This is a genomic window from Pseudomonas sp. FSL L8-0168 (assembly GCF_037976155.1).
GTDB classification, from domain to species: domain Bacteria; phylum Pseudomonadota; class Gammaproteobacteria; order Pseudomonadales; family Pseudomonadaceae; genus Aquipseudomonas; species Aquipseudomonas paracarnis.
The window spans coordinates 3,130,426-3,151,456 of record NZ_CP150262.1 but is presented as its reverse complement, the minus strand read 5'-3'; the positions used below and the strand labels follow the sequence as shown (position 1 = coordinate 3,151,456).

At 58.4% G+C, this 21,031-nt stretch carries 33 protein-coding genes and 1 tRNA gene; 20 read left to right on the top strand and 14 right to left on the bottom strand.

Annotated elements, in window-relative coordinates:
• Window positions 1–25 precede the first annotated feature (25 nt).
• From MHH62_RS14155 to MHH62_RS14095, 13 genes are all read right to left on the bottom strand, one after another.
• Entirely contained in the window at window positions 26–619 is a 594-nt protein-coding gene (locus tag MHH62_RS14155; RefSeq protein ID WP_339231157.1) for a hypothetical protein, read from the bottom strand.
• Window positions 616–1,383, bottom strand: a complete 768-nt coding sequence (locus MHH62_RS14150; RefSeq protein ID WP_339231156.1) for a lambda exonuclease family protein — start codon at window positions 1,381–1,383, stop codon at window positions 616–618. Before MHH62_RS14150 ends, MHH62_RS14155 begins: the two co-directional genes overlap by 4 nt.
• Window positions 1,380–2,195: an ERF family protein gene (locus MHH62_RS14145; protein ID WP_339231154.1), complete on the bottom strand. Its 816-nt coding sequence runs from the start codon at window positions 2,193–2,195 to the stop codon at window positions 1,380–1,382. The genes MHH62_RS14150 and MHH62_RS14145 overlap by 4 nt, the downstream gene beginning before the upstream one ends.
• Window positions 2,196–2,202: 7 nt before the next feature.
• Complete coding sequence (locus MHH62_RS14140; RefSeq protein ID WP_339231152.1) at window positions 2,203–3,273, bottom strand: hypothetical protein; 1,071 nt, start codon at window positions 3,271–3,273, stop codon at window positions 2,203–2,205.
• Window positions 3,274–3,432: 159 nt separating this feature from the next.
• On the bottom strand, window positions 3,433–3,888 hold the full coding sequence (locus tag MHH62_RS14135; RefSeq protein WP_200583002.1) for a hypothetical protein: 456 nt from the start codon (window positions 3,886–3,888) through the stop codon (window positions 3,433–3,435).
• On the bottom strand, window positions 3,885–4,088 hold the full coding sequence (locus MHH62_RS14130; RefSeq protein WP_177141930.1) for a hypothetical protein: 204 nt from the start codon (window positions 4,086–4,088) through the stop codon (window positions 3,885–3,887). Before MHH62_RS14130 ends, MHH62_RS14135 begins: the two co-directional genes overlap by 4 nt.
• A complete protein-coding gene (locus MHH62_RS14125) occupies window positions 4,085–4,276 on the bottom strand; it encodes a hypothetical protein (RefSeq protein WP_339231150.1) in 192 nt (63 codons plus the stop codon). Before MHH62_RS14125 ends, MHH62_RS14130 begins: the two co-directional genes overlap by 4 nt.
• The gene (locus MHH62_RS14120) at window positions 4,273–4,710 is read right to left on the bottom strand and encodes a hypothetical protein (protein ID WP_339231149.1); all 438 of its coding nucleotides are present in this window, start codon (window positions 4,708–4,710) and stop codon (window positions 4,273–4,275) included. The genes MHH62_RS14125 and MHH62_RS14120 overlap by 4 nt, the downstream gene beginning before the upstream one ends.
• Before the next feature lie 174 nt (window positions 4,711–4,884).
• On the bottom strand, window positions 4,885–5,145 hold the full coding sequence (locus MHH62_RS14115) for a DUF551 domain-containing protein (RefSeq protein WP_339231147.1): 261 nt from the start codon (window positions 5,143–5,145) through the stop codon (window positions 4,885–4,887).
• 194 nt (window positions 5,146–5,339) lie between these two features.
• Window positions 5,340–5,567 carry a hypothetical protein gene (locus MHH62_RS14110; RefSeq protein ID WP_339231145.1) on the bottom strand — a complete coding sequence of 76 codons (228 nt, stop codon included), beginning with the start codon at window positions 5,565–5,567 and terminating at the stop codon, window positions 5,340–5,342.
• 218 nt (window positions 5,568–5,785) lie between these two features.
• A tRNA-OTHER gene (locus MHH62_RS14105) sits at window positions 5,786–5,853 on the bottom strand.
• A gap of 106 nt (window positions 5,854–5,959) precedes the next feature.
• Entirely contained in the window at window positions 5,960–6,277 is a 318-nt protein-coding gene (locus tag MHH62_RS14100) for a hypothetical protein (protein WP_339231143.1), read from the bottom strand.
• Window positions 6,278–6,338: 61 nt separating this feature from the next.
• Entirely contained in the window at window positions 6,339–6,530 is a 192-nt protein-coding gene (locus MHH62_RS14095; protein ID WP_124424304.1) for a hypothetical protein, read from the bottom strand.
• 702 nt (window positions 6,531–7,232) lie between these two features.
• On the opposite strand from MHH62_RS14095, the gene MHH62_RS14090 reads away from it, so the two are divergent.
• Window positions 7,233–7,943: a hypothetical protein gene (locus tag MHH62_RS14090; protein ID WP_339231142.1), complete on the top strand. Its 711-nt coding sequence runs from the start codon at window positions 7,233–7,235 to the stop codon at window positions 7,941–7,943.
• Window positions 7,944–7,974: 31 nt separating this feature from the next.
• On the opposite strand, the gene MHH62_RS14085 is transcribed toward MHH62_RS14090, so the two are convergent.
• Entirely contained in the window at window positions 7,975–8,640 is a 666-nt protein-coding gene (locus MHH62_RS14085) for a S24 family peptidase (RefSeq protein WP_339231140.1), read from the bottom strand.
• Between the two features lie 96 nt (window positions 8,641–8,736).
• Between MHH62_RS14085 and MHH62_RS14080 the strand changes: the two genes are divergently transcribed.
• The 19 genes from MHH62_RS14080 (at window position 8,737) to MHH62_RS13990 (ending at window position 21,014) form a co-directional block, all read left to right on the top strand.
• On the top strand, window positions 8,737–8,922 hold the full coding sequence (locus tag MHH62_RS14080) for a hypothetical protein (RefSeq protein ID WP_339231138.1): 186 nt from the start codon (window positions 8,737–8,739) through the stop codon (window positions 8,920–8,922).
• Between the two features lie 29 nt (window positions 8,923–8,951).
• Entirely contained in the window at window positions 8,952–9,140 is a 189-nt protein-coding gene (locus tag MHH62_RS14075; RefSeq protein ID WP_010568074.1) for a hypothetical protein, read from the top strand.
• Between the two features lie 334 nt (window positions 9,141–9,474).
• Entirely contained in the window at window positions 9,475–10,281 is an 807-nt protein-coding gene (locus MHH62_RS14070) for a phage antirepressor KilAC domain-containing protein (RefSeq protein WP_026136765.1), read from the top strand.
• Complete coding sequence (locus tag MHH62_RS14065; protein WP_278918238.1) at window positions 10,278–10,583, top strand: hypothetical protein; 306 nt, start codon at window positions 10,278–10,280, stop codon at window positions 10,581–10,583. The genes MHH62_RS14070 and MHH62_RS14065 overlap by 4 nt, the downstream gene beginning before the upstream one ends.
• Window positions 10,580–11,332: a hypothetical protein gene (locus tag MHH62_RS14060; RefSeq protein WP_339231132.1), complete on the top strand. Its 753-nt coding sequence runs from the start codon at window positions 10,580–10,582 to the stop codon at window positions 11,330–11,332. Before MHH62_RS14065 ends, MHH62_RS14060 begins: the two co-directional genes overlap by 4 nt.
• A complete protein-coding gene (locus tag MHH62_RS14055; protein WP_339231131.1) occupies window positions 11,329–12,081 on the top strand; it encodes a replication protein P in 753 nt (250 codons plus the stop codon). Before MHH62_RS14060 ends, MHH62_RS14055 begins: the two co-directional genes overlap by 4 nt.
• Complete coding sequence (locus tag MHH62_RS14050; protein WP_339231129.1) at window positions 12,081–12,386, top strand: hypothetical protein; 306 nt, start codon at window positions 12,081–12,083, stop codon at window positions 12,384–12,386. The genes MHH62_RS14055 and MHH62_RS14050 overlap by 1 nt, the downstream gene beginning before the upstream one ends.
• Window positions 12,383–12,610 carry a hypothetical protein gene (locus MHH62_RS14045; RefSeq protein WP_339231127.1) on the top strand — a complete coding sequence of 76 codons (228 nt, stop codon included), beginning with the start codon at window positions 12,383–12,385 and terminating at the stop codon, window positions 12,608–12,610. The genes MHH62_RS14050 and MHH62_RS14045 overlap by 4 nt, the downstream gene beginning before the upstream one ends.
• Window positions 12,607–13,023 carry a recombination protein NinB gene (locus tag MHH62_RS14040; protein WP_339231125.1) on the top strand — a complete coding sequence of 139 codons (417 nt, stop codon included), beginning with the start codon at window positions 12,607–12,609 and terminating at the stop codon, window positions 13,021–13,023. The genes MHH62_RS14045 and MHH62_RS14040 overlap by 4 nt, the downstream gene beginning before the upstream one ends.
• A gap of 376 nt (window positions 13,024–13,399) precedes the next feature.
• Entirely contained in the window at window positions 13,400–13,984 is a 585-nt protein-coding gene (locus MHH62_RS14035; protein WP_339231122.1) for a recombination protein NinG, read from the top strand.
• Complete coding sequence (locus MHH62_RS14030) at window positions 13,981–14,676, top strand: hypothetical protein (RefSeq protein ID WP_058410624.1); 696 nt, start codon at window positions 13,981–13,983, stop codon at window positions 14,674–14,676. The genes MHH62_RS14035 and MHH62_RS14030 overlap by 4 nt, the downstream gene beginning before the upstream one ends.
• 172 nt (window positions 14,677–14,848) lie before the next feature.
• Window positions 14,849–15,088, top strand: coding sequence for a hypothetical protein (locus tag MHH62_RS14025; protein WP_339231118.1), 240 nt, complete (start codon window positions 14,849–14,851; stop codon window positions 15,086–15,088).
• 325 nt (window positions 15,089–15,413) lie between these two features.
• Window positions 15,414–15,752 (top strand): hypothetical protein, encoded by a 339-nt coding sequence (locus MHH62_RS14020; protein ID WP_003175039.1) that lies wholly within the window; start codon window positions 15,414–15,416, stop codon window positions 15,750–15,752.
• The gene (locus tag MHH62_RS14015) at window positions 15,749–16,093 is read left to right on the top strand and encodes a hypothetical protein (RefSeq protein ID WP_339231116.1); all 345 of its coding nucleotides are present in this window, start codon (window positions 15,749–15,751) and stop codon (window positions 16,091–16,093) included. The genes MHH62_RS14020 and MHH62_RS14015 overlap by 4 nt, the downstream gene beginning before the upstream one ends.
• 53 nt (window positions 16,094–16,146) lie before the next feature.
• Window positions 16,147–16,398, top strand: a complete 252-nt coding sequence (locus tag MHH62_RS14010) for a hypothetical protein (RefSeq protein ID WP_008431846.1) — start codon at window positions 16,147–16,149, stop codon at window positions 16,396–16,398.
• 9 nt (window positions 16,399–16,407) lie between these two features.
• The gene (locus MHH62_RS14005; protein WP_339231111.1) at window positions 16,408–17,016 is read left to right on the top strand and encodes a hypothetical protein; all 609 of its coding nucleotides are present in this window, start codon (window positions 16,408–16,410) and stop codon (window positions 17,014–17,016) included.
• A 2-nt stretch (window positions 17,017–17,018) separates the two neighbouring features.
• The gene (locus MHH62_RS14000) at window positions 17,019–18,506 is read left to right on the top strand and encodes a terminase (protein ID WP_339231108.1); all 1,488 of its coding nucleotides are present in this window, start codon (window positions 17,019–17,021) and stop codon (window positions 18,504–18,506) included.
• Entirely contained in the window at window positions 18,506–19,960 is a 1,455-nt protein-coding gene (locus MHH62_RS13995; protein WP_339231105.1) for a DUF4055 domain-containing protein, read from the top strand. The genes MHH62_RS14000 and MHH62_RS13995 overlap by 1 nt, the downstream gene beginning before the upstream one ends.
• A complete protein-coding gene (locus MHH62_RS13990; RefSeq protein ID WP_339231103.1) occupies window positions 19,935–21,014 on the top strand; it encodes a minor capsid protein in 1,080 nt (359 codons plus the stop codon). The genes MHH62_RS13995 and MHH62_RS13990 overlap by 26 nt, the downstream gene beginning before the upstream one ends.
• Window positions 21,015–21,031 lie beyond the last annotated feature (17 nt).

Sequence of the window (21,031 nt, the reverse complement as noted above, 5' to 3'; positions counted from 1 at the left end):
TGTCGTTTGCGTTGCTGGGTGCGGGCTATGCGGCGCATGAGGTGCTTCCGCGCCGAGCTTTGGGGTAGTCGATGCCGTGGGTGGTGATGATCCGCTCAAAGGCCTTATTGTTGATGGCGAGCTTGCCGCAGCACTGGCGCCGTGTGATTCCAAGCGCCAGGAATGCACGGATGCGCTCGGCGTACTTCGCGTCGCGCTCACCCATTTGGTCTCGGCGATAGTTGTTGTTCGCACCGCCTCGTTCCGGCTTCTTGAACGTGATGTCGTTCATGGTGGCGTGCTTGTAGACGTTGCGGCGACTGATGCCCAGAGCGGCGGCGGCCTCTGTTTGGGTGTGCGTGGCGCTCAGTTGGCGCATGTGCTCCACCAGCTTTAGCCTGGCCTGCTCCCGGACATCTTCCCGGTCCAGGGGCAGGGGAGCCGCTTCAACCCGGCGCCGAACGAACGGTTTTGGCGCGGGCGGCATCTGAGTCTTGTAGGTGATGGGCTTGGGGACGTACCCGCTGGCCGGGCCTTCTTCGATCTTTCCGCCTGTCGCAAGGAACAGTTCAATCCTGGCCGCGATATCTTCGGATGCCGGCCGAAGGCGTTCTACTTCGTTCTGTAGGATGCTGATCATGCTGCCTTGCTCCTGAGTGCCGCCTCGTACCCGTCGACCAGCAGCTTGAATTCCCACAGGTCTTCCTCAAGGCTTTCGATGTAGTCGTTGTCGCGCTTGAACTCTTTCCACCATAGCTGGCGGCCCACCGGCTTCAGGAGCGGGCAGTACATCCCGATATGCCACCATTTTCGGTCGGTGATCCACATGCAGCCCTGCACCTGGTCAATCACATCGCTCGCGTCGTTATCAATGTGGAAGGACCGCAGCTTGTCGGGCGCCAGGAAGCACTTGTACTCCGAGCCGCCATCGTCGCCGATGAATCCATCCGCGCTGGCACCAAATACCCCGTCATCCGTTTTTACCAGGCCGACCTGAGTGACGATCAGGCCTGTCTGGATTTCGTGCTCCATGCGCGCCTCGGGCTCCAGCTCATGCCCTCGGCGCATTTGCCAGGTCTCGAAACCGCCATCCAGCGGCGCACCACCGATACGCTCGACCGCCAGCTCAAAGGCGTACGACAGGGCGGCATTCGACGGCTCGCCGACTTTTTCGCCGTCCAGGGCGCGCTGAACTACTTCTGCTTTTGGCGCAGCCTTGTAGCAGGCCAGATCACGGGCGCGGCCTTCACTGTGCCCAGCGAGCATTGCCTCCACATATTTGCGCTGCTGCGCAGTCAGCCCGTTTACCTTGGAGCGAGCGGTGCTGAACATACTGGCGGTGATCACCCCGGCGCGGCCTTGAAGCCACTCGGCGGACCCTTGTGTGCAGTTGACGATGATCATTGGCTTTCTCCTTCTTGCGGCGAGGCGCTGAGTTGCGAGCCGCGAGTGGTGACGGCGACTTTCAAAGCCTCGTAGAGATCGGTTGCTGTCTTGTTGTCGGTGACTTTCAGGTCCTGAGAGGCCTTGACGCCCTCTTGCCAGATTGCCGTGAGCGATTCTTTGGAGTCAGCTGCGTAGGCTTTTGGTATCCATAGGTTCATCAGCTCCCCGAGGCTTTGAGGCTGTCCCTCGTCGCCGTTTCCGTCGTTATCTTCGTTCGTCAGCACGACGTTGAAAATCATCATCGTCAGGTAGCGCCTGGCATAGCTGAAGGTTGAGCCGCTTGCGTGCACCCCGGTCTTGTTTACGCTGCCTTTGATCCCAGCGGAGTCGATAGGGAGATCGACGTGGTAGGTCTTTGTATGCCCGGCCTCATGCATGCAGTCGCATATGGTGCGGATATGGCCTACTAATGGGCTATCACCAGTTCCAAACGACAGCGAAAACCCGTGGAGCGTGTAGACCGGGGAAATCTTGCGATCAATCGACTCAAGCGCGGCATAAGCGCTATTCGTTTGGGCGTTGAACTTGTCACGAAAAACGGGGCCAATTTCTGCTTGAGCCCGAACCATTGCGGCGTTGAAGGCTGCTGCCGCCGTGCGATCCGTATGGCGCTCGTACATCTCCATCATCTTCTGCATTTTGTCTGCATCGAATGCCGGATCGGTCGCGGCCCGCTGGATCATTGTCAGCATCGCGGTTGATTCATTGGTGGTCGCCGGGCTGGCGATCTGCCGAGTCTCGGTGCGCTCGGCCAGGGCTGAGTTAGTCATGGAAACCTCAGAATTGAATGGATACGTTCGGCACTTCGCCGCGGGCGATCTTCAGGATGATGGCCTTGGCCAACTCTTCGCTGATGTTCATGCCGATCAAAGCCTGCTTGGCTTCGCCCAGGATCTTCGACTTATGCGCTACGTCAGCCTGGCGCTCTTGCTGCTGGCGCAGGATTTCATCTGCCGCGGCGTTTGCCCGGACAATCTCATCCAGTCGAGCCTGCTCAACTGCCTTTTTCTGATCTTCAATAGCTTGGAGGCGGTCGCGCTCTGCCTTCTGGTCAGCCTCAACCTTTTCGCGCTTCGCCTGTTCGGCCTTGCGTTCGGCTTCGGCGGCCTGCAACTTCAAATCGTTTTCGCGTTTCTCGGCAGCCGCTTTTTCATCGCTGGCCTTTTTTTCTGCCAGTCGCGTGGCTTCCTCGGCAGCTTCACGGGCAATGCGGTCTTCGTTGTCCTTCTTGTCGCGGGCCTCCCTTTCCAGACGAAGTTGTGTCAACTCGGCCTGCTCGGCTTCGTGCTGGATGCGCTCGGCGTGCATGGCGCGCAACAGCGAGAGGGTGCGGTCTTTCGCCTGGGCGGCTTCTGGCAGGAACTCTTCCCAAGAGTCGCCCAGCTCAATCGCTTCCAGCTGGGCAATGGTTTGTGCCAAGGCGGCAGCGGTCGGCGTCGCGCCAAACACCTCTAGATCCTTGATTGCCTGGATGTTGTCGACGTGGCGGTCCTTGCGGGCTTGCTCGGCGTTTTCCCAGTCAGTCAGCGGTTGGCGAATCTCGTCACGAAGAGCATTCGCCCCATCGACGAATTGCTTCAGCTCCTGCTCAATTACCTTCGGCAGCTCCTTGATCTTGCGCAGGTAGTCGCGCCCAGGCTTTTCAACAGCCGCCTTGCGCTTGCTGACTGTGAAGGCAAGGCTTGCGATACGCTCACGACCTTTCAGAGTGGACAGGTCGGGAACCTCTCCAGAAACCTCATCCTTGATCATCTGAAGAAATGGCTTCAGGCCGTTTTGGACGTAAACGGCCGGAGCAGTTTCTTCGCTGATATGGTCGATGGTGATTACTTGCTGTTGTGCGGACACGGTGACTCCCTGCCGCGATGCTCGCAGCGATTGAAGGTGTGGTTTAAGAAGTGATCAGGCCGCCTACAGCTGGGCCCAGTAGAACTATGGTGAGGAAGGTCAGGCCAACGATGGCCGAGGTCCAGCGGATGGCGCGGCGCCGGTGCCGCTGGTGGGTGGTCATGGTTTAGGGTCCAGCGCTTTCATGGCTGACTTACCTAGAGCTCGCAATGAGCGGCGGAAGTTACCCAGATCGCGGCGGGCTTTCTTGCGTTCTCTGGCGAAATACCAAGCTCTGGTGCAGTGGACACATCCCTGCTTCAACAGGTAATCCATTACCTCCTTGTCGTCCAGCCTTCGATCTTCTTCTTCCGACCATTCTCGGAAAGCTTCCCACATGTGCGTCTTGCGACGATTTTTCTCGTCATACAGGATCTGCCAGTGCTCTTCGCTTCCGTTAGGCCAAGGCAGATCGCCAAGTTCAGGGAATTCATTGGCAGGCTTAGGGCCAATCAAGTCAAAGCGGTTCTCACACCGGCCAAGATGAAGGCCGATGTCGGCTGTCAACGACTTGATCCGCTGCAATACTGATTCATGAGCGGCCAGCGTAATAAGTATCGAGCGCTCAAGCTTCATGCCTTCACCTCATAAGCAACAGTCCACTCACCACACATGCAGGCCCGGCCGCTCCAGGCGTGAACGTTCGGGATTCCCGCGTCATGAGCCAGCGATAGGGCGCCCAGCCACTTGGTGTGGGTGAACGCCAGGATCATGCGGTCGGCGGGCAGCTCTTCGATTTGCTCGTCGATCAGCGACTTCACGATTGGAGTAGTCATGCGGCCTCCTTGCGCTGCCTGGTTATCTTCAGGAGGCGCTGGCAGTAGTGGTTGAACTCTTCGGTAGTGATCACGTTGCCAGTGAGCATGTTGGTGATCATGTTCAGCACGATGTGCTGGGCGCCTTGCGGGCTTTCCGGATGAGTGAGGGTGTCGAGCGCCTCGTCGATCAAGATGTGAGGGCTCATAGGTCCGCATCCACGTCGTCTTCTGCCTCTTCCCGCTCCGCTGAAACGGCGTCGGTGGCGTATTGCCTGAGCAGGTCCATAGCCACCTTCTCGGCGGCTTCGATGGGGCGGGGCTGGCCGATCAAGTCAGCGGCGTGGCCTCGCGAGTCTGCCTGGCCGCCCAGGATCGACGACAGGAACAGTCGGGCAAGCGAGTCGCGCTCGTCCAGGCCGTCGATTTGGCGCTGGTTCAGGTGGCCTTGCAGGTAGGTGCAATAGCGGTCGAATGTCACCACCCGCGGCTGGCCGTAGCGGCGCTTCCATTTGATGTCCATGCCGCACACCAACTGTTCCGCCGAGTGTTCCAGCCACTCCTGCTCCGCGCTCGCCTCGCTGATCTCTGGAGGCAACTGAGCGTCGTAACGCTCTTGGCATATCTTCAATGCTGCGTTCATGGTCGCCTCCAGTTGGCGTTATTTGGCTTGCTGCTTTTCTTGCTTGGCCTTTATGGCGCAGTCGGCGTGCTGGACTCTCCATCCGCATGCATGGCGCTCAAAGTGGCCTTGGCCGACTTCCACGCGTTGATTGCAGCGGTAGCAGGTGCCGGGATGCTTGTTGCGCATGGCGGATTACTCGGTGGGCGGGGCGGGGAGTGGCTGCCAGTGGGTTATCCACCAGTCATCGCCGTGCGGGGAGCTGTAGCTGTCGAAATAGGAAAGGTCGCGGTCGTTGCAAACAGGCACGTACTCTCCCATTGCTACTTCGCTTCCTTCCTCATCGTTCGGAGATCCGTCTTCGTTTTCATGGCGGCGGATGTACTTCACGGAAACCAGCAGATCGCAGCGATGCTCAGGCCTGCGGTCATCCTTGACGCTGATCCAATCGCTCATGGCGAACTCCAGTGTTCCAAATCCAGCCAAAGGTATTCGACATGCTGTCCTGGCCCGTGCTGGGCGTAGACGCGGTCGTGGTGCTTTAGGTTTACGTGCAGCTTTGCCTTCTTCCGCGTAGGCCAGGCACTGCCGCAGATCTTGCAAACGTGAGCTACAAGCTCTTCGGCCATGGCGACCTCCAGTTTTTGGGGTTAGGCGAGGTTCGTTTCGCGAATCACGAATACGGTCTCTTTGCAGCGCGGCTTATTCCACTTGGAATGGTCGTCACCATTTAGGCCGGACTCTTCAGCAAGGTCGTACGAAGCGACTTGAATGCGCGCGCCGTACTCCGCCATCAGCGCAGAGCGAATGACAGCCATAACATGGCTCTTGCCGCTTCCTGTCGGGCCTGAAACCTCGATCTCAATCATCTTGCTCATGACTCTCTCCATTCGTTGGTTAGCCCGGTTAGGCGGGCGCAAAAAAGCCCGAACATTGCCCGGGCTTTCGGTGCGACACATAGACCTCCCTACGTGGCGCGGGGGTACCAATTGATTGCGTTCACATGGCTGCCAATCCTCCGCGCCGGGTTGATCGAATAAGGATGCGGGTGGGCGGTTATAGGCCGCGCTTTCGTCCGCATCGGGGATTGATCTGTTCGGCTGAGCGGGATTTGAACCCGCGACCTCCCGTGCACTGGCCTCTACCGAACTGAGTTACCAGCCTCACAATCCATTGGCATGCCTGCCGCCGGTCTGTGCAGATCAATCCCCGATGCGCTCTCATAGAGAGGATCGGGCAGTTAACGACAGGCTGTCGTGGCGCTGGTTGTTCAGATAATCGCGGTTAATGTCTTTGAGCCGTCGGCGTGCTCAGTGGTGATGTGCATGACTGGCAACGATTTCGATTGCCGCTGGCTGTAGACCGTCCGGCGCAACTGCTCGATGATCTCGTCGCCCGGCTCATCGGTGCTTAGCTTGCTCAGGTTGGCGGCGTTGGACGGGAGACAGGTGCTGCACATAAGGTGTGGGTCTTCATCAGTCGGGATGCAGGCTGTGAGGAACAATCCGATTCCGTTTTCCTTGCAGATGGCGATGATCTGCTTCATCAACGGGCTGATCTGCTCGTCGTAGATCTCTTCTTTGTTCATGTTCGTGCTCCGGTGATTTTCCCAATGCACCCGTCTTCAGGTGCATCAGTGAAAAGGCCCCTCATGCTTGCAGCGCATTCAGCTTCTGGCGGCAGTCCCGGACCTCTGCCATACAGTTGGTGGCTTTCGCTTTGTCACCGCTGCGCAGCGCTTGCTTGGCCCAGTGCGTCCAGTCGTCAATGAAGCCTTGAAGATCGGCAGCGAGCGCTTGCTGGGTGCTGACAAACTGGCCTTTGTCGTTACGAATGTTCATGGTCTTGCCCTCCGTTGATTTCCAATGCCGCCTCATAGAAGCGGCATCAGTAAATCTGTGGTTCCCAGGCCCGCTACTGGCGACGGCCTGGGTTTGCTGCGTCATCGGTGTTGGCCAGTTACCCGCCGCTGATTGCAGGGCTGGCCGTTCGTCTTCGTGATTGGGCTTTGAGCTTCCTACTCACAGCGTCAAACAGCATCTGTTCGCCGTGGATCACAGGTCCTTACAACATGCACGCTACAGCTCTGAGTGCCCTGATTGAGTGGGGCAGGGTGCATGAGGTCCGGCGGTCCCAGCCGAAGCTATCGGGCCCGCTAATTCAAATCGTTTGGATCTGGCCGTGACCCGCTACTGGCGTCAGTCACCGGCTTGAATCAAATGTCACTCCAGCCGCGGGCCTTTCGGCTTGTTCTCCCGCTGGATAACTGTTCTTGGCGCTTTACGCTGCACGCCCGGGTCAGTTGCCAACCCTCTGAACCGTTTAGGCCGGTTCATCGCTGCCTTTGAATCTGGGCCGGTGGTGATCCGGCAAGGGTGAAGCTGTGTGACTAAAGAGCGGGGTAGGCCCTGAGGCCCTGGCGAGTCCCTGTTGGGTGACTCGATGAAGTGGACAATACGCTGACGTATCGATTCGGTCAATACGCGCACGCATTATTTTTGATGACATTCTTTCGCCCTCGTATTTAAGGGTGTTGGTCGGGAATGGATATCGATGTGCTAGCGCATGAAGAGCGTGGAGAAAAAAGCTCTGGGCAATGGATGGTGTGGCCCATGGTAGAGAGGCGTATAAGCCTGCCTTATCAGGGCTCGCCGGAAGAAGCCGTGTTGTCTGTACTGAAAAGTGAGGGATGGTATGGCGAGCACACAGAAGGCAACCTGACTCGATCGCTATTCAGGGCTTTGCTGCTTCCTTATCTAATCGACAACAACCCATACAAGACTGTTGATCCGCTGAGGACGCCCCTGTTGCATGCAATCCATTTCCTGATACCGATGACGGCTCAGGGGCTCAAGGGGATTCTTGCAGGCGGTAGGGTCGTGCCGGAGATGCCTATTTCCGAGATGCATGATGTTATCGATTCAAGACTTCAGTGCCTGGATGAGGTTCTGTCTGATTACCTGCAAGTGTGTGAGGCGTGCGCGACGGTGTGGCCCAAAAGCGCTTCAGGCAAATCTATGGCAAGGCTATTCCTGGAGGCATATGACCAGGAGTTTTGGCATAAATTGTTGGATGTCTATGCGCGGTATGACGGTTCGATGGCTAGCGGATGGCCTGACCTAGAGCTGTCAAATGGCAGGGAGGTCGTGATGGTTGAGGTGAAGGTCAGAGATAGACTGACAGCAAATCAAAAGGTCACGATCCCCCAACTTATAGGCATGGGGGTTGGCTGTAGGCTGATCAGGTTGGTGTAAGGGGAGGGGGCGCGACGTCCGCGCGCCAAGCTTATAAGACCGATCTTGGCCATTTAGCATCAACGACTCGGCCGACAACTGACCAGGTGTCGTCCACCTCTACGGTTGGGAAGGCCGGATTTAACGGCTTGAGGTAGGCCCTGCCGGAATCCCAGATGAATTGCTTGAAGGTGGCTTCGTTGGTATCGATGAGCTTGGCCACGACGTATTGGCCGTTTTCCACATCGCCGCCTGGCGCCACCAGGATCAGCATACCCTCGCTGAAGCTCATTCCATTGGTAGAGGTCATAGAAGGCCCTCGAACCTTGAGCCAGAATCCATTAGGGCCCGCCCATGCATCCGATGGGTGCATTGCCTCGAAGTCGCCAACATTGAACAAGTCCATTGCCTCAGCTGCAACTCCGGCCTGTACCCAGCTGATCTCCGGGTATTCGTAATATCGGGACGGACCTTGCGCCGCCTCAACGTTTGAGTCGAAAGCATCCGCTTCGCCTTTAGGGCCTCCATCCCAAAGCCACTTACTGGAAACACGCAAAGCCTTCGCTATTTTTTCGATATTTTCGCGCTTTGGAGATTTTGACTCTCCAGAAATTATCCGGTGAACCGTTGGCTGAGTCACACCAGCGCGACGCGCCAACTCTCCCTCGCTCCAGTCGTTGCTGGCCATCTCGGCGGCCACCCTGTCACCAATGTGCATGCTTCACCAATAAATAAACGTATTACGCCAGTGTATTGCCTGCATCGATACGACTGCGTATCATGCGATCAATACGCTGCCGAATTGGAGGCACATATGACCGTTCAAGAAATGCTTACCGGGCTATTCGCCCTGGGGTTCTCGCAGAAGGCTATTGCCGATCGCATTGATACCACTCAGCCGACCATTCACCGAGCAAGCAAAGGTGCGGATGTCCGGTACGAGACTGGAAAAGCGATTGAAAGCCTCTACCAGAACGAACTTAAGAAATCCGCTGCTTAAACCCATTCATCAGCCACTGGAGACAACCGATGCACTTCGACCCAAGCCACATGCACGACAAGCCCACCAAGGTCCGCCTGGATGAAGTGGCCGACGATCTGCTCACTGCGATGGCGCGTTTTCAGCGCACGCAGAAGGCAGTTCTCGCTCGGGAAATCCTCGAGCGCGGCCTGAACCAGATGATGGAAGAGCTTAACGCGAAAACTGACGTGGCCTGAAGTGGCCCAGGAGGCCCTGTGCCTGAGAGAAAACCGCTGGAAATCCAGCTCGACTGGCAGGGACTCGCTGATCTGGAGCTATTGGCCAGACGCAACGGGATAACGCCGGAAGAGATGGCCGCAACAATTATGAACCGGGCACTTGATCGAATGACCCGGCCGCCCAAGAGCCGGAGCAATGTCGCTTCCATAGGACGCAAGGGCTGATTAGCCCCTGAGGGACTATTGAGGATCTGCCAATGAAATACCGAACTGCCAAATCACGGGCACAAAAAAGCCAGGTTCGTGGCCTGGCTTCTTGTGCAGCACTTACAACAAAGTTCTGGAGCGAATAATGCCTATTCCCCAATCCGTCGTCAATACCAACGAATCCGCGCCACGTTTTTCGATAGCTGAAAACGTGGCGCGCAGTATGTCATCGCAAGAAATTGCCGATCTGGTTGGCTCTCGACACGACAGCGTGAAGCGAGCGATAGAAAGATTGGCATTCAAAGGCGTAATTGATAACCCACCAATGGTGGAGAAGCCCACTGGCGGGCGCCCGGTCGAGGAATACGTATTCTCTGGCGAAAAAGGGAAGCGTGACAGCCTTGTGGTGGTTGCACAGCTGAGTCCCGAATTCACTGGCGCGTTGGTCGATAGATGGCAGGTGCTGGAGGAATCGGCATCGCAGCCTTCGTTTGACATGAGTCGCCTGAACGACCCAAAGGTCCTGTTGGCCCTGCTGACCGACAACGTGCGCAAAGTCGTGCACCTGGAGGCAGACAATACTGAGCTGACCAATGAAAACCAGCTGTTGGAGCAGAAGGTTTGCGCCGACGCGCCAAAGGTTGAGTTCTTCAATGCCGTCACGGTGACCCACGAAACGTACTCAGTGGGCGAGGCGGCCAAACTGATTGGCACCGGCCAGAAGCGTCTCATGGACTTCCTGCGCCAGAAACGCTGGGTAACGCTGCGCAAAAACGAACCGATGCAAGCCCCTATTGAGTCAGGGTATCTGACGGCGAAGCTCAGCACTTTCGAGCATCCAGAAAACGGCAAGACAACCGTGGCCACGGCCCGCGTTACTGGTAAGGGCCTGACCAAGATCCGCGCAATGTGGGCTGCTCGTGAAGCTGATCTGCTAGGTGGTGTCTCATGAGTCAGCAGTCGATCAAACCAACCGTCATTGACGAAGCCTACATGGAGCAGTTCAGCAATGACCAGCTCGCCTTTATGGCCTGGGACAAAAGCGAGTTCTCGCTGAGTGTCTATTTGGACCCTGAAGAGTCGAAGTGTGAAGGCTGCACTGGCGATGCTCTGTTCGAGCTGATAACCGCCGTGCTGGCGTCCAAGGTACTGATCCGTCGCCTTGCTGGCGTTGACCCTCAATCTATCCGCGAGTCCGCTATCAGCAAGATCCTCCAGGGTAGCCGCTTCCCTCAGTGGGAGACCTTGCAATGAGCATTATTCGTGCGCCTCGTCCTGAGGCGAATTTCTACATGCTCAGCAAGTCGATCAGCGAGGACGCACGCCTGAGCTGGGCTGCGCGTGGCCTGCTGGTGTTCCTGCTGGGTAAGCCTGATCACTGGGCCGTGTCAGTCACTCACCTGCGCAACGAGACTTCTAAGTCGTCGAAGCCTACCGGGCGTGACGGTGTTTACGGCCTCTTGCAAGAGCTGATCATCGCCGGCTACGTACAGCGCCGCCAGGATCGTTTGGGTTCTGGTTTGCTGGGTGAAACCCACTATGTCGTCTCTGAATCACCGCTTCCGGCTTCACCGTATACGGCTGCACCGCTTCCGGCTCAACCGTATCCGGCAAATCCGACACTAGTAAGTATTGAAGGTGAGCAAGGACTGAAACAGCAAGCAAGGACTGAAAAACCTTCGGGCGCTAAAGCACCCTCGCGCACCAAGGCTGCAAAGTTTGATCCGGTGACCGCCAAGCCCTGCAACGTGAGCGACTCGGCATGGGCTGACTGGTGCCAGCACCGCGCCGAGATCAAGCGCCCACTGACCGCCACCACCTGCGCCAAGCAAGCCAAGACCCTGGCAGGCCACCACGACGCTGACGCTGTGATCAACCAGTCCATCAGCAACGGCTGGACCGGTCTGTTCCCTGACAAGGTTGTTGCGGGTGGCAGGACTGTCGGCAACGGGCCGGACTTCTACGACCAGTCGTGGCGCACCGATACGAGTGATGACCTATGAAGAACGTCACTCAGATGATCCCAGGTGCAGCGCGGGCTTTGGTCGCCGCCGCTCCTTATCAGCCCCCGGCGCAGCCAGGAACCCAACTGGGCGTAGTGGATGACGCCACCGGTGAAGTGGTCGAGCGCCTGTTTCGGCAGTTGCAGGCCATCTTCCCGGCCCACAAGCAGGCATGGCCGGACGACAAGGCCAAGGCCGCAGCTATGCGCAACTGGACAATGGGCTTCATGGCCGCTGGCATCCGCACGCTGGAGCAGATCCGTTATGGAATCGAGCAGTGCCGCAAAAGCGGCTCACCGTTCGCTCCAAGCGTCGGCCAGTTCATAGGCTGGTGCACGCCTGGCCCTGAGGCGTTCGGCCTGCCAGCGAGCGCTGACGCATGGGTGGAGGCATTGATGGGCGTCTACAGCCATGAAGGCGTGCGCATCGCTGCCAACGAGACCGGAATCTTCGACCTGCGTTCAGCCAAGCAGGAAGACAAGGGCCTTCGCCAGCGCTTCGACCACAACTACGCCGTGGTGATCCGCCGCGCCCAGGAAGGCCAGCCGCTGAACGGGAAGATCCTCACCGGGATCGGCCACGACAGCCAGAAGACGGCCTTCGAGCTCGCCAACGAACTGGCCGACCAGCAGGTCCAGGCAAAAATCATTCAGCAAGGCATTCCGGCCGACGGCAAGTCCGCCCGCGAGCTGCTGCTGGCGAAAATGAACATCAAGCGCGATGCACAGCGCGGCAAGGAGGGCTTCTGATGGATATCGACAAGGAAAAGTTGAAGGGATTGCTCTGGGCTGAGGCTGCGTCATACCGGGCCGACTGCGCCGACTGGAAGCGCAACACCGAGGCGCTGGATGAGTTCCTGGGTGAGAAGACCGTGGGGGAGGTTGCGCTGGAGCTGCTTTCTGAGAACGAGGCCCTGCGCAAGGATGCCGATCGTCTGCGGAGCGCTACAGCTTTCGTTCAGAAGCTTTGTGATTCCGCAGGCAAGCAGCCAAGTGTGGCGACCGGGTATCTACACGACATCCTCGCCGCCATGGGCAAGGGAGAGCAGTCATGACTATCGACTCAATCGCTTTGTGGCTCGGTTACGGCGTGATGATGGTCGGTGGCGCGCTGCTGGTGGCGGCAATGCTCCTGGCGGTCAGCCTGGTTCTGTCCGCGAAGGTCAACCTGATCGGGAAGTACCTGCGGTTTTACTGGGACCTGAAGACCCTTCGCACGACCATGCGCCAGCTTGAGATTGAAGGGAAGGTAAGCAAGACGACGGGGGTTAAACCATGACCAGCCTCCAGATCCGCAACGAATCAGATCGCGCCCGGGTGATTGGTCATATCGCTGGCATGGACATCACCAAACCCAAGAAGCTTGCCATCACCGAAGTGGACCGCAGCGGGGAGCAGAACAAGGCCCTTCACGCGGTGCTGGCCGATATCGCCGCCCAGGTCGAGCACGCCGGGAAGAAGTGGGATGTCCTGATCTGGAAGCGCCTGCTGACCGCCGCCTGGCTGCGCGAGTCGGGCGACCAGCCGCAGATGATACCTGCGGTAGACGGTAACGGCTTCGACGTCATCTACGAGCGCACAAGCAAGCTCACTGTGAAGCAGTGCGGCGAGCTGATCGAATGGGTTTTTGCTTTCGGCGCCGAGCACCAGGTGCGGTGGACGCAGAAGGATAATTGGGGAGGGCGCTACTGATGAAGCAGGGTCACGAAGCACCAATAAACGCTGTGGCAGCCCGTGTTGTAGGTCGAGGTGAGTCATTTGAGTATCGCGGGCTGGAAACCGAGGTCTGCTCGTTTCTGCCAATCGATATAAAACCGCTCCCGGAGGGCATGGAGAATCTGGCGGGCAGAAAATTCGGCCGATTGGTTGTCGCTGGATGGATAGGCGAGGGGAAAGGGCGCTGGTCCTGCCGTTGTCAGTGCGGCAATTACGTCGTTCGTCGCGCCAAGGCAATTCGGCAAGCGGCACCTGACGCCTCCTGCCAACAGTGCTATCTGATGGCCGTTTCGAAGCGCAAGGAATACATCCGCAGGACCGGAAAGCAGTGTGAGACTCGGGAGTTCCTTGTATGACCATCGAACGGAAGCCGGCCAAGCCGAAAAAATGCCGCGTTGCTACGTGCAGGACCTTATTCGTCCCCTCGCGCATGGGCCAGGCGGTGTGCAGTCCAGCCTGCGCGCTCATCGACGGGCCGAGGCATGCGCCAAAGGCACGCAAGGCCCTGGCCGACATCGAGCGCAAGGACATCAAGGTCCGCAAGGAGAAGCTGAAGAGTAGGGCGGACCACCTCAAGGACACTCAGCAAGCGTTCAACGCCTGGATCAGGGCGCGTGATGCCGGGCATCCCTGCATCAGTTGTGGCACCACTGCCGATGTTCAGTACTGCGCGGGCCACTACAGAACAACCGCCGCAAGCCCAGAGCTCCGCTTCGAACCGCTTAACGTACACCTTCAGTGCAATCGCAACTGCAACATGGGCAAGTCAGGAAACCTCCTTGGGTATCGGCCTGGCCTGATCCAGAAGATTGGCATCGAGGCCGTTGAGTGGCTGGAAGGGCCTCATGAGCCAAAGAAGTACACCGTCGAGCAACTGAAGGCCATCACCGCCGAATACCGGGCAAAGACCAGAGAACTCAAGAGGGCTGCAGCATGATCTATCCAGGCGTATTGAACGCAGTTGTTTCGGCCCTCGCCGCCGAAGCCATCGACAACACCAGCAAGCAAGCATGGCAGAAGCTGTACAACTCGGCCGACGAGGAAGAGGGGGGAGACCTGGCAACTCTGGTTCGCTCCCGCGGGGCCGACGCCATCGACCGCACGCAAGTGGATTGCTGGGTATCTGCCCGACTGCATAGCGCGCTAGAGCCGAAGCACTGGGATGCGCTTGTGGCAAAGTACAGCACGCACCGTGGACGCAAGGTGCAGGCCATTGCTGCGTTGCAGGCCCTGATAAGCACCCCGGCACCGAAGCTGTTCCTGTTCAAGGCGACTACGGCCTGGGCGATCCCGCAGTTGAAGGGCGCGCGCCCCAAGGTAGCTACGTCGGTATCCGTCGAGATTCCACTTGATGCGCCGGAGTGGCGCCGCGAAGCCGTCGTAAAAGCAGCGTTGGCGGCTGGCCAGGCAAAAGCGAAGAAAGACGAATCCCGATCCGCCGACATGATCGTGCTGAAGGATAGCTTCTACGACATGAATACCTGGGACAACGACGGCACGCCAGAGTCGACACGGCGCCGGTGGCGACAGGACGTCGGGAAGGCTGCCGATGACCTGGTAAACGCGGCACTGGCGCATGCTGGAGAGATTCTAGAGGCGGAAGGTCTCCTGATTGATCGTGCTGCGTGATTGCCTGTTGACATCAGTGAGCGGATGAGCGAAATTATACCCATCCTGTCATTCCTGCGTGTGTAGGACTGACTAATAAGAACCCGGCCACCGCGCCGGGTTTTTTTGTGTCCAAATGCAGGCGAAAGACCGGAAAGACCCTCCTGCTCAATCGATGTTCGAGGATCTACCGATGACCCACATCACCCGATGCAAAATGACTCTCCGCTCTAAAGGGCCTGTTCAGGGCTCCACGGAATCCCTAGCCCGTCTGCACTTCGGTGCGGTGTGGTCGGCCAATCCAGCGGAAGAAGATGCGATCTATGGCAAGTACACGCCATACGGTGAATACACCGTGAACGTGTCCGCCGACCGCGCTGAGCATTTCGAAGAAGGGAAGGACTACTACTTCGACATCTCGCCAGCTTTCTGATTCACCTGTAGCCAGGGCAGCCTCACGGAAGGCCTGGACGCTGATAAGCCGGTAGTGCAGCGCTACGGAAAAACACCGGCAGCCCGCGCACCCTGACCTCACTGTGCTTACAGGGTGGCGCGAGACAGGAGCGGCGAGATCGATGCATTAGGGCGTCGACGCTGGCATCGTCTTTGGCTGACTGCGGGAAAGACCGCGCACCTATTCAGGGCCTCGACATTGATCGGGGCCTTCTAGTTTTCGGCTCCACCACACCCATTGCTCCGAGCTGGGAGTGCTGTGTGAGCCGATTCAATTCCCAAACATGCCCCACGGAGTCGAGCGCATGGAGTATCTACAGCGCCTGCTCGACAAGATCGACAGGTTCGAATTGTTGATTGCGGGCCTGATTGGGGCTGTTGTTGCGAGCTGGTGGCACAAGGATGACTTGTCCGACTGGCGCGCCTGGATGGTGTTCTTGGTCACCGGGGTCGCCTGCTCGCTGTACCTGACGAGCATGGTCAGCGCCTACCTCAACGTCACTGAGCCCAAGATCGTCGCCGGGATTGGCTTCTTGCTGGGCACGTTCGGCGGTTCGCTCCTGGCAGCAATCAACCGAGCCATCAAAGCCGCTGACCTCTGGGCGCTTATTCGCCAGCGGTTCGGGGGAGGCAATCCACCATGAATCTTGAACTGATCAACTCCATCGCCTGCGGCCTCATCGCCTTCTGGGCAGCCTGGTGCGTACTGAGCGGGAAGGTGAGGGACGGCATCCTCGGGAAGCTGATCTACACCACGATCGCCATCACGGGGTTTGTTGTGTCGATGCGTAGCCAGAACATCTTCTTCGGCCCGACCACTGCTGGCCTGACGCTGCATGTCGCCCTGGCCATGGCCGGCGCCCGCCATATCTTCATGGTCACCTACTGGCAGACCGTGAAGGCCTGGCTGTGCAAGACGCTGAACTGCGAGCAGTGCATGGGTTGCCCGAAGGCGCCAGAAAGCATCGACCAGCCAAAGCAGTAATTCGCGCCACGTTTTCGAATGCGCAAAATCGTGGCGCGAGACAGGAGTAGGGCATGACCGTCAAGGTTCTTGAGTTCAAGCGGGAAGACTGGCGCGATGCCGCCAAGACCTTGCGCAAGATTGCCGACGACCTCGACGCAGGTGAGCACCCCGAATGCACCGTAGGCGCTTTGACGCTGATCGGTGCGAAGGGAGAGGTGACCGTGTTCGGTCTCGGGCCCAAGTGCGATGACCTTCAATGCCTGGGTGCCATGCGCCTGGGCGAGCAGAAGCTGATTGATGTGCTGCTGGACAGCCAAGACTAAGGATTCCGCATGACAACCAAGCAACCCGACTGGGAGCGCATTGAACAGCTCTTCCGGGCTGGCTTGCTCTCAGTGCGTGAGATCGCCGCTGCCTGCGGCGTCTCCCATACAGCGATCAACAAGCGGTCGAAGGCTGAAGGCTGGGATCGTGACCTGAATGCCAAGATAAAGGCCAAAGCCGATTCACTGGTTTCCAAACGAGAGGTTTCCACAAAGGTTTCCACGGAAACACTGGCAACCGAGCGTGGAATCGTAGAAGCAAATGCTGAGGTCATTGCTGACATCAGGATGGCCCACCGAGGCGATATCTCTCGCGGCAGGCGGCTCACCAACAAGCTGCTGGATGAGTTGGAAGGGCTGACCGACAACCGGCACTTGTTCGAAGAGCTGGGCGAACTGATGCGCGACCCAGACGACAATGGTTTCGACAAACGTAACGACCTATACGGCAAGGTGATAAGCCTGCCGGGCCGCTCCAAGACGATGAAGGAAATGGCCGAAACTCTGAAGACTTTGGTTGCTCTGGAGCGCCAAGCCTACGACCTCGACACCAAATCCGGCGGCACTGATGCCGACGAGCTGTCCAAGCTGATGGACGATCTATCGAAGGACGCCTGACCATGAAGCCCGAGCACATGAAGCTGCTGCGGGACAAGTTCTGGCGACTGAACAACCTGTACTTCATCACGGACAAGCAGGGCAAGAAGGTCCGCTTCCGGATGACGGACGAGCAGATCGAGTATTTCCAGGGGATGCACACGCGGAACCTGATCCTTAAGGCTCGGCAGCTTGGCTTCACCACCGAGTGCTGCATCATTCAGCTCGATGCCGCGCTGTTCGAGTCTGCCAAGTGCGCACTGATCGCCCACACCCTGAACGACGCCAAGCGCTTGTTCCGGGAGAAGGTGAAGTACGCTTACGACAACCTGCCGAAAGAGATCCGCGCCGCGAACCCTGCGAGTAATGACGCAGCCGGTGAACTGGTATTCAGCAAGGGCGGATCGCTCTACGTCAGTACTTCATTCCGGGGCGGCACGCTGCGTTACCTGCACGTGTCCGAGTTCGGGAAGATCTGCGCCAAGTTCCCACACAAGGCCCGCGAAATCGTCACTGGCGCCTTCGAGGCCGTGGCTACTGACTGCTTTGTCACCATCGAATCAACAGCGGAAGGCAGGGCCGGCTACTTCTTCGACTACTCGCAGAGCGCTGAGAAGCAGCAACTATCCGGCGTGGCCCTGGGCCTGCTGGACTGGAAGTTCTTCTTCTTCAGCTGGTGGAACAACAAGGCTTACTGGCTCGACCCTGCTACAGCGATCATCCCTGATCGCCTGACCGCTTACTTCGATGAGTTGGCAGCCAAGCACGGGATCGCCGTCAACCCAGGTCAGCGCGCCTGGTACGCAGCCAAAGAGAAGACCCTCGGCGACGATATGAAGCGGGAATACCCGTCGATCCCCGCCGAAGCCTTCCAGCAATCTATCGAGGGCGCCTACTACGCCAGGCAGTTCGCCAAGCTGTACGGCGATCAGCGAATTGGCGTGTTACCGGACAATAGCCACCTACCAGTGATCACCATTTGGGATATCGGCGTCAGCGACTCGACAGCCATTTGGTTCGTTAGGCAGGTTGGCGAGCAGTACCACGTTATCGACTACTACGGAAACTCAGGAGAAGGCCTGCGGCACTACATGAAGGTGCTGAAGGATAAGGGTTACACCTATTCCGAGCACTGGGGCCCGCACGATATCGAGAACCGCGAGTTCGGTAGTGATGCCAAGACGCGCAAGGACATAGCGCGCGAGGGTTACGAAATCGATGGCCAGATATACCGCATGACTTTCCAAGTCGTGCCGAAGATTGGCGTTGACGACGGAATCGAGCAGGCAAGGGAGATCCTGGCGCGCTGTGCCTTCGATGAAGCCAAGTGCGAAGAAGGCATCACCTGTCTGGAGAACTACCGAAAAGAATGGGACGACAAAAAGGGCTGCTGGAAGGATAAGCCGCTCCATGACTGGTCATCCCACGCGGCGGATGCATTCCGGTACTTCGCTGTCGCCAAGAGCGCCCGGAAGCCGGTCAAATCAATCAAAATGGGATTCGCACGCTAATGGCAGACGTCACCTATACCCGCCCGGAGTACGACGCGGCACAGTCCCGTTGGCGGCTGGTGCGCGACGTGTGCAAGGGCTCCGAGACCGTGAAGGCCCGAGGAGATCACTACCTACCTCGGCCGAATGCGCAGGACACGAGCGACGACAACAAGGCCAGGTTCAACACCTACCTGATGAGAGCCGTGTTCTACAACGCTACTGGCCGTACCAAGAACAGTCTCGTCGGAGCAGTGTTTCGCACCTGGCCAACCTTGACAGCGCCCGCGGCGCTTGAATACGTCGCAAAGGACGTCGATGGTCAGGGCATCAGTATTTACCAGCAGTCGCAATCAGTCATCGGGCACATCCTCGAAGTCGGCCGACATGGGCTACTTGTTGATTACCCAAGCGTTGAGCCTGGTTCAACCAGCAAAGCAGACAGCGCTGCGCTGGGTATCCGCCCAACCATCGCCAGCTACAACGCCGAATGCATCGTCAACTGGAAGACTCGCAAGGTCGGCGGTCAGTACCTGCTGAGTTTGGTAGTGCTGAAGGAAGTGGTCGATAAGGACACCGATGATGGTTTCGGCGTCGAGAGCAAAGATCAATATCGCGTGCTGCGCCTGAATGACTCTGGCCTATACGAGCAAGAGCTGTGGACCACTGATGGTGGTCAGTGGGCGGCTACTGAGGCTCGGACGCCCCTGGACGGGCAGGGGAAGCCCTGGCGGATCATCCCGTTCATGTTCGTGGGCAGTGAGAACAACGATTCTTCAATTGATGACTCCCCGCTGTACGACATGGCCGAGATCAACATCGGCCATTACCACAATAGTGCGGACTACGAGGATTCAGTTTGGTTCTCGGGCCAGCCTCAGTTCTGGATTGCCGGTCTCGATGAGGCATGGCGCGATCATTTGGAACAAAACGGCATCTATGTCGGCTCGCGTGCACCGCTTACGCTGCCGGCGAACGGTTCCTGCGGGTTTGCACAGCCTGAGCCAAACACCCTCGTCAAGGAGGCCATGGACGGCAAGAAAGAGGACATGGTCTCGCTCGGCGCCCGGCTGATTGAGCGCGGTAGCGCGGTGAAGACCGCAACCCAGGCTGACAACGACAGCGCGGCAGAGCACAGCATCCTGTCGCTGGCCGTGAGCAACGTCAGCGAGGCATACAGCCAGTGCCTGATGTGGATGTGCGCGTTCGAGAACGTCGCCGGCGAAGCGCTGCTGAAGCTGAATCAGGACTTCACGCAAGTGAGCCTCGACGCGGCAATCATGGCCAGCCTGTTCAATGCAGTGCAGGCCGGGCGCGTGCCGGAGTCTGACTTCTGGCAGTACCTGCGCGATCGCGGCGTGATCGATCCAGAGAAGACCGACGACGACATTCGCGGCGAGCTCGAAGCGAATCCAGTAGGCCTTGGCCTGGACGATGAGGACAAACTAAATGGCGGCAAACCAAGCGATCCTTGATGCCACCATTCGGCACGCTGTCTTCCTCGAAAGGCTGAAGGCGGGGGAGGTGAAGAAGTTCACCCCCTTCCTCAAGGAGATCGACCGCTCGCTGCGTGAGCGACTGACGAAGTCCGATCTGACCGGTTTCAGTCGCAAGCGCATGGAGAAGCTGCTCGATGAGGTGGATAGCCTGCTGCTGGGCATCTTCACCCGCTTCACCGATCAGTTGACCTTGGACTTGATCGACCTGGCCAACTACGAAGCACAGTTCGAGGCAACGAGCCTGACGAAAGCGGTACCGGCCGGCATCAGCCTTGAGGCTGCGATTCCCTCTGTCACGGCGATTCGCTCGGCAGTGATGAACAACCCGCTCAGCATCCGAGAGGGCGGCAAGCTGCTCAAGCCGTTCATCAAGGATTGGACGACAGCCGAGCGCGAGCGTGTCACCGGAGCAATCCGGCAAGGATTCTTCGAAGGGCAGACAAACTTCCAGATCCTGCAGAACATTCGAGGCACGAAGGCAGCAGGCTACGCCGACGGCATTCTGGCTATCACTGACCGCAACGCCTCAACGGTGGTGCGCACTGCAATCCAGCACGTTGCCAGCCAGGCGCGCATGGAGACGGCCAAGGCCAACACCGACGTGGTGACCGAGATTCAACTGGTAGCCACGCTAGACAGCAAGACCAGTCAGGTGTGCCGAACCCTGGACAAGCGCCGCTTCCCGGTGGACTCGGGCCCAAGGCCACCGTTCCACCCGAACTGCCGAACCACCTTCGTACTGCTGACGCGTCTGAGCGATATGTTCGCAAAGGGGGCGACAAGGGCCTCAGTAGGGGCAAGCGGCGCCGGCCAGGTCAGTGCTGACCTCGACTATTACCACTGGCTCAAGCAGCAGCCAGCCGCTTTCCAGGACAAGGCGATCGGCAAGGCCCGCGGCGCGCTGTTCCGCAATGGCGGCCTCAGCGTCAAGCGATTCTCTGAGCTCCAGCTAGACCGCAACTTCGAACCACTGACGCTCGTTGAGATGAAGGCCTTGGAACCTTTGGCCTTCGAGCGCGCAGGCATCTGATCCGCAGGCCGAGCCTG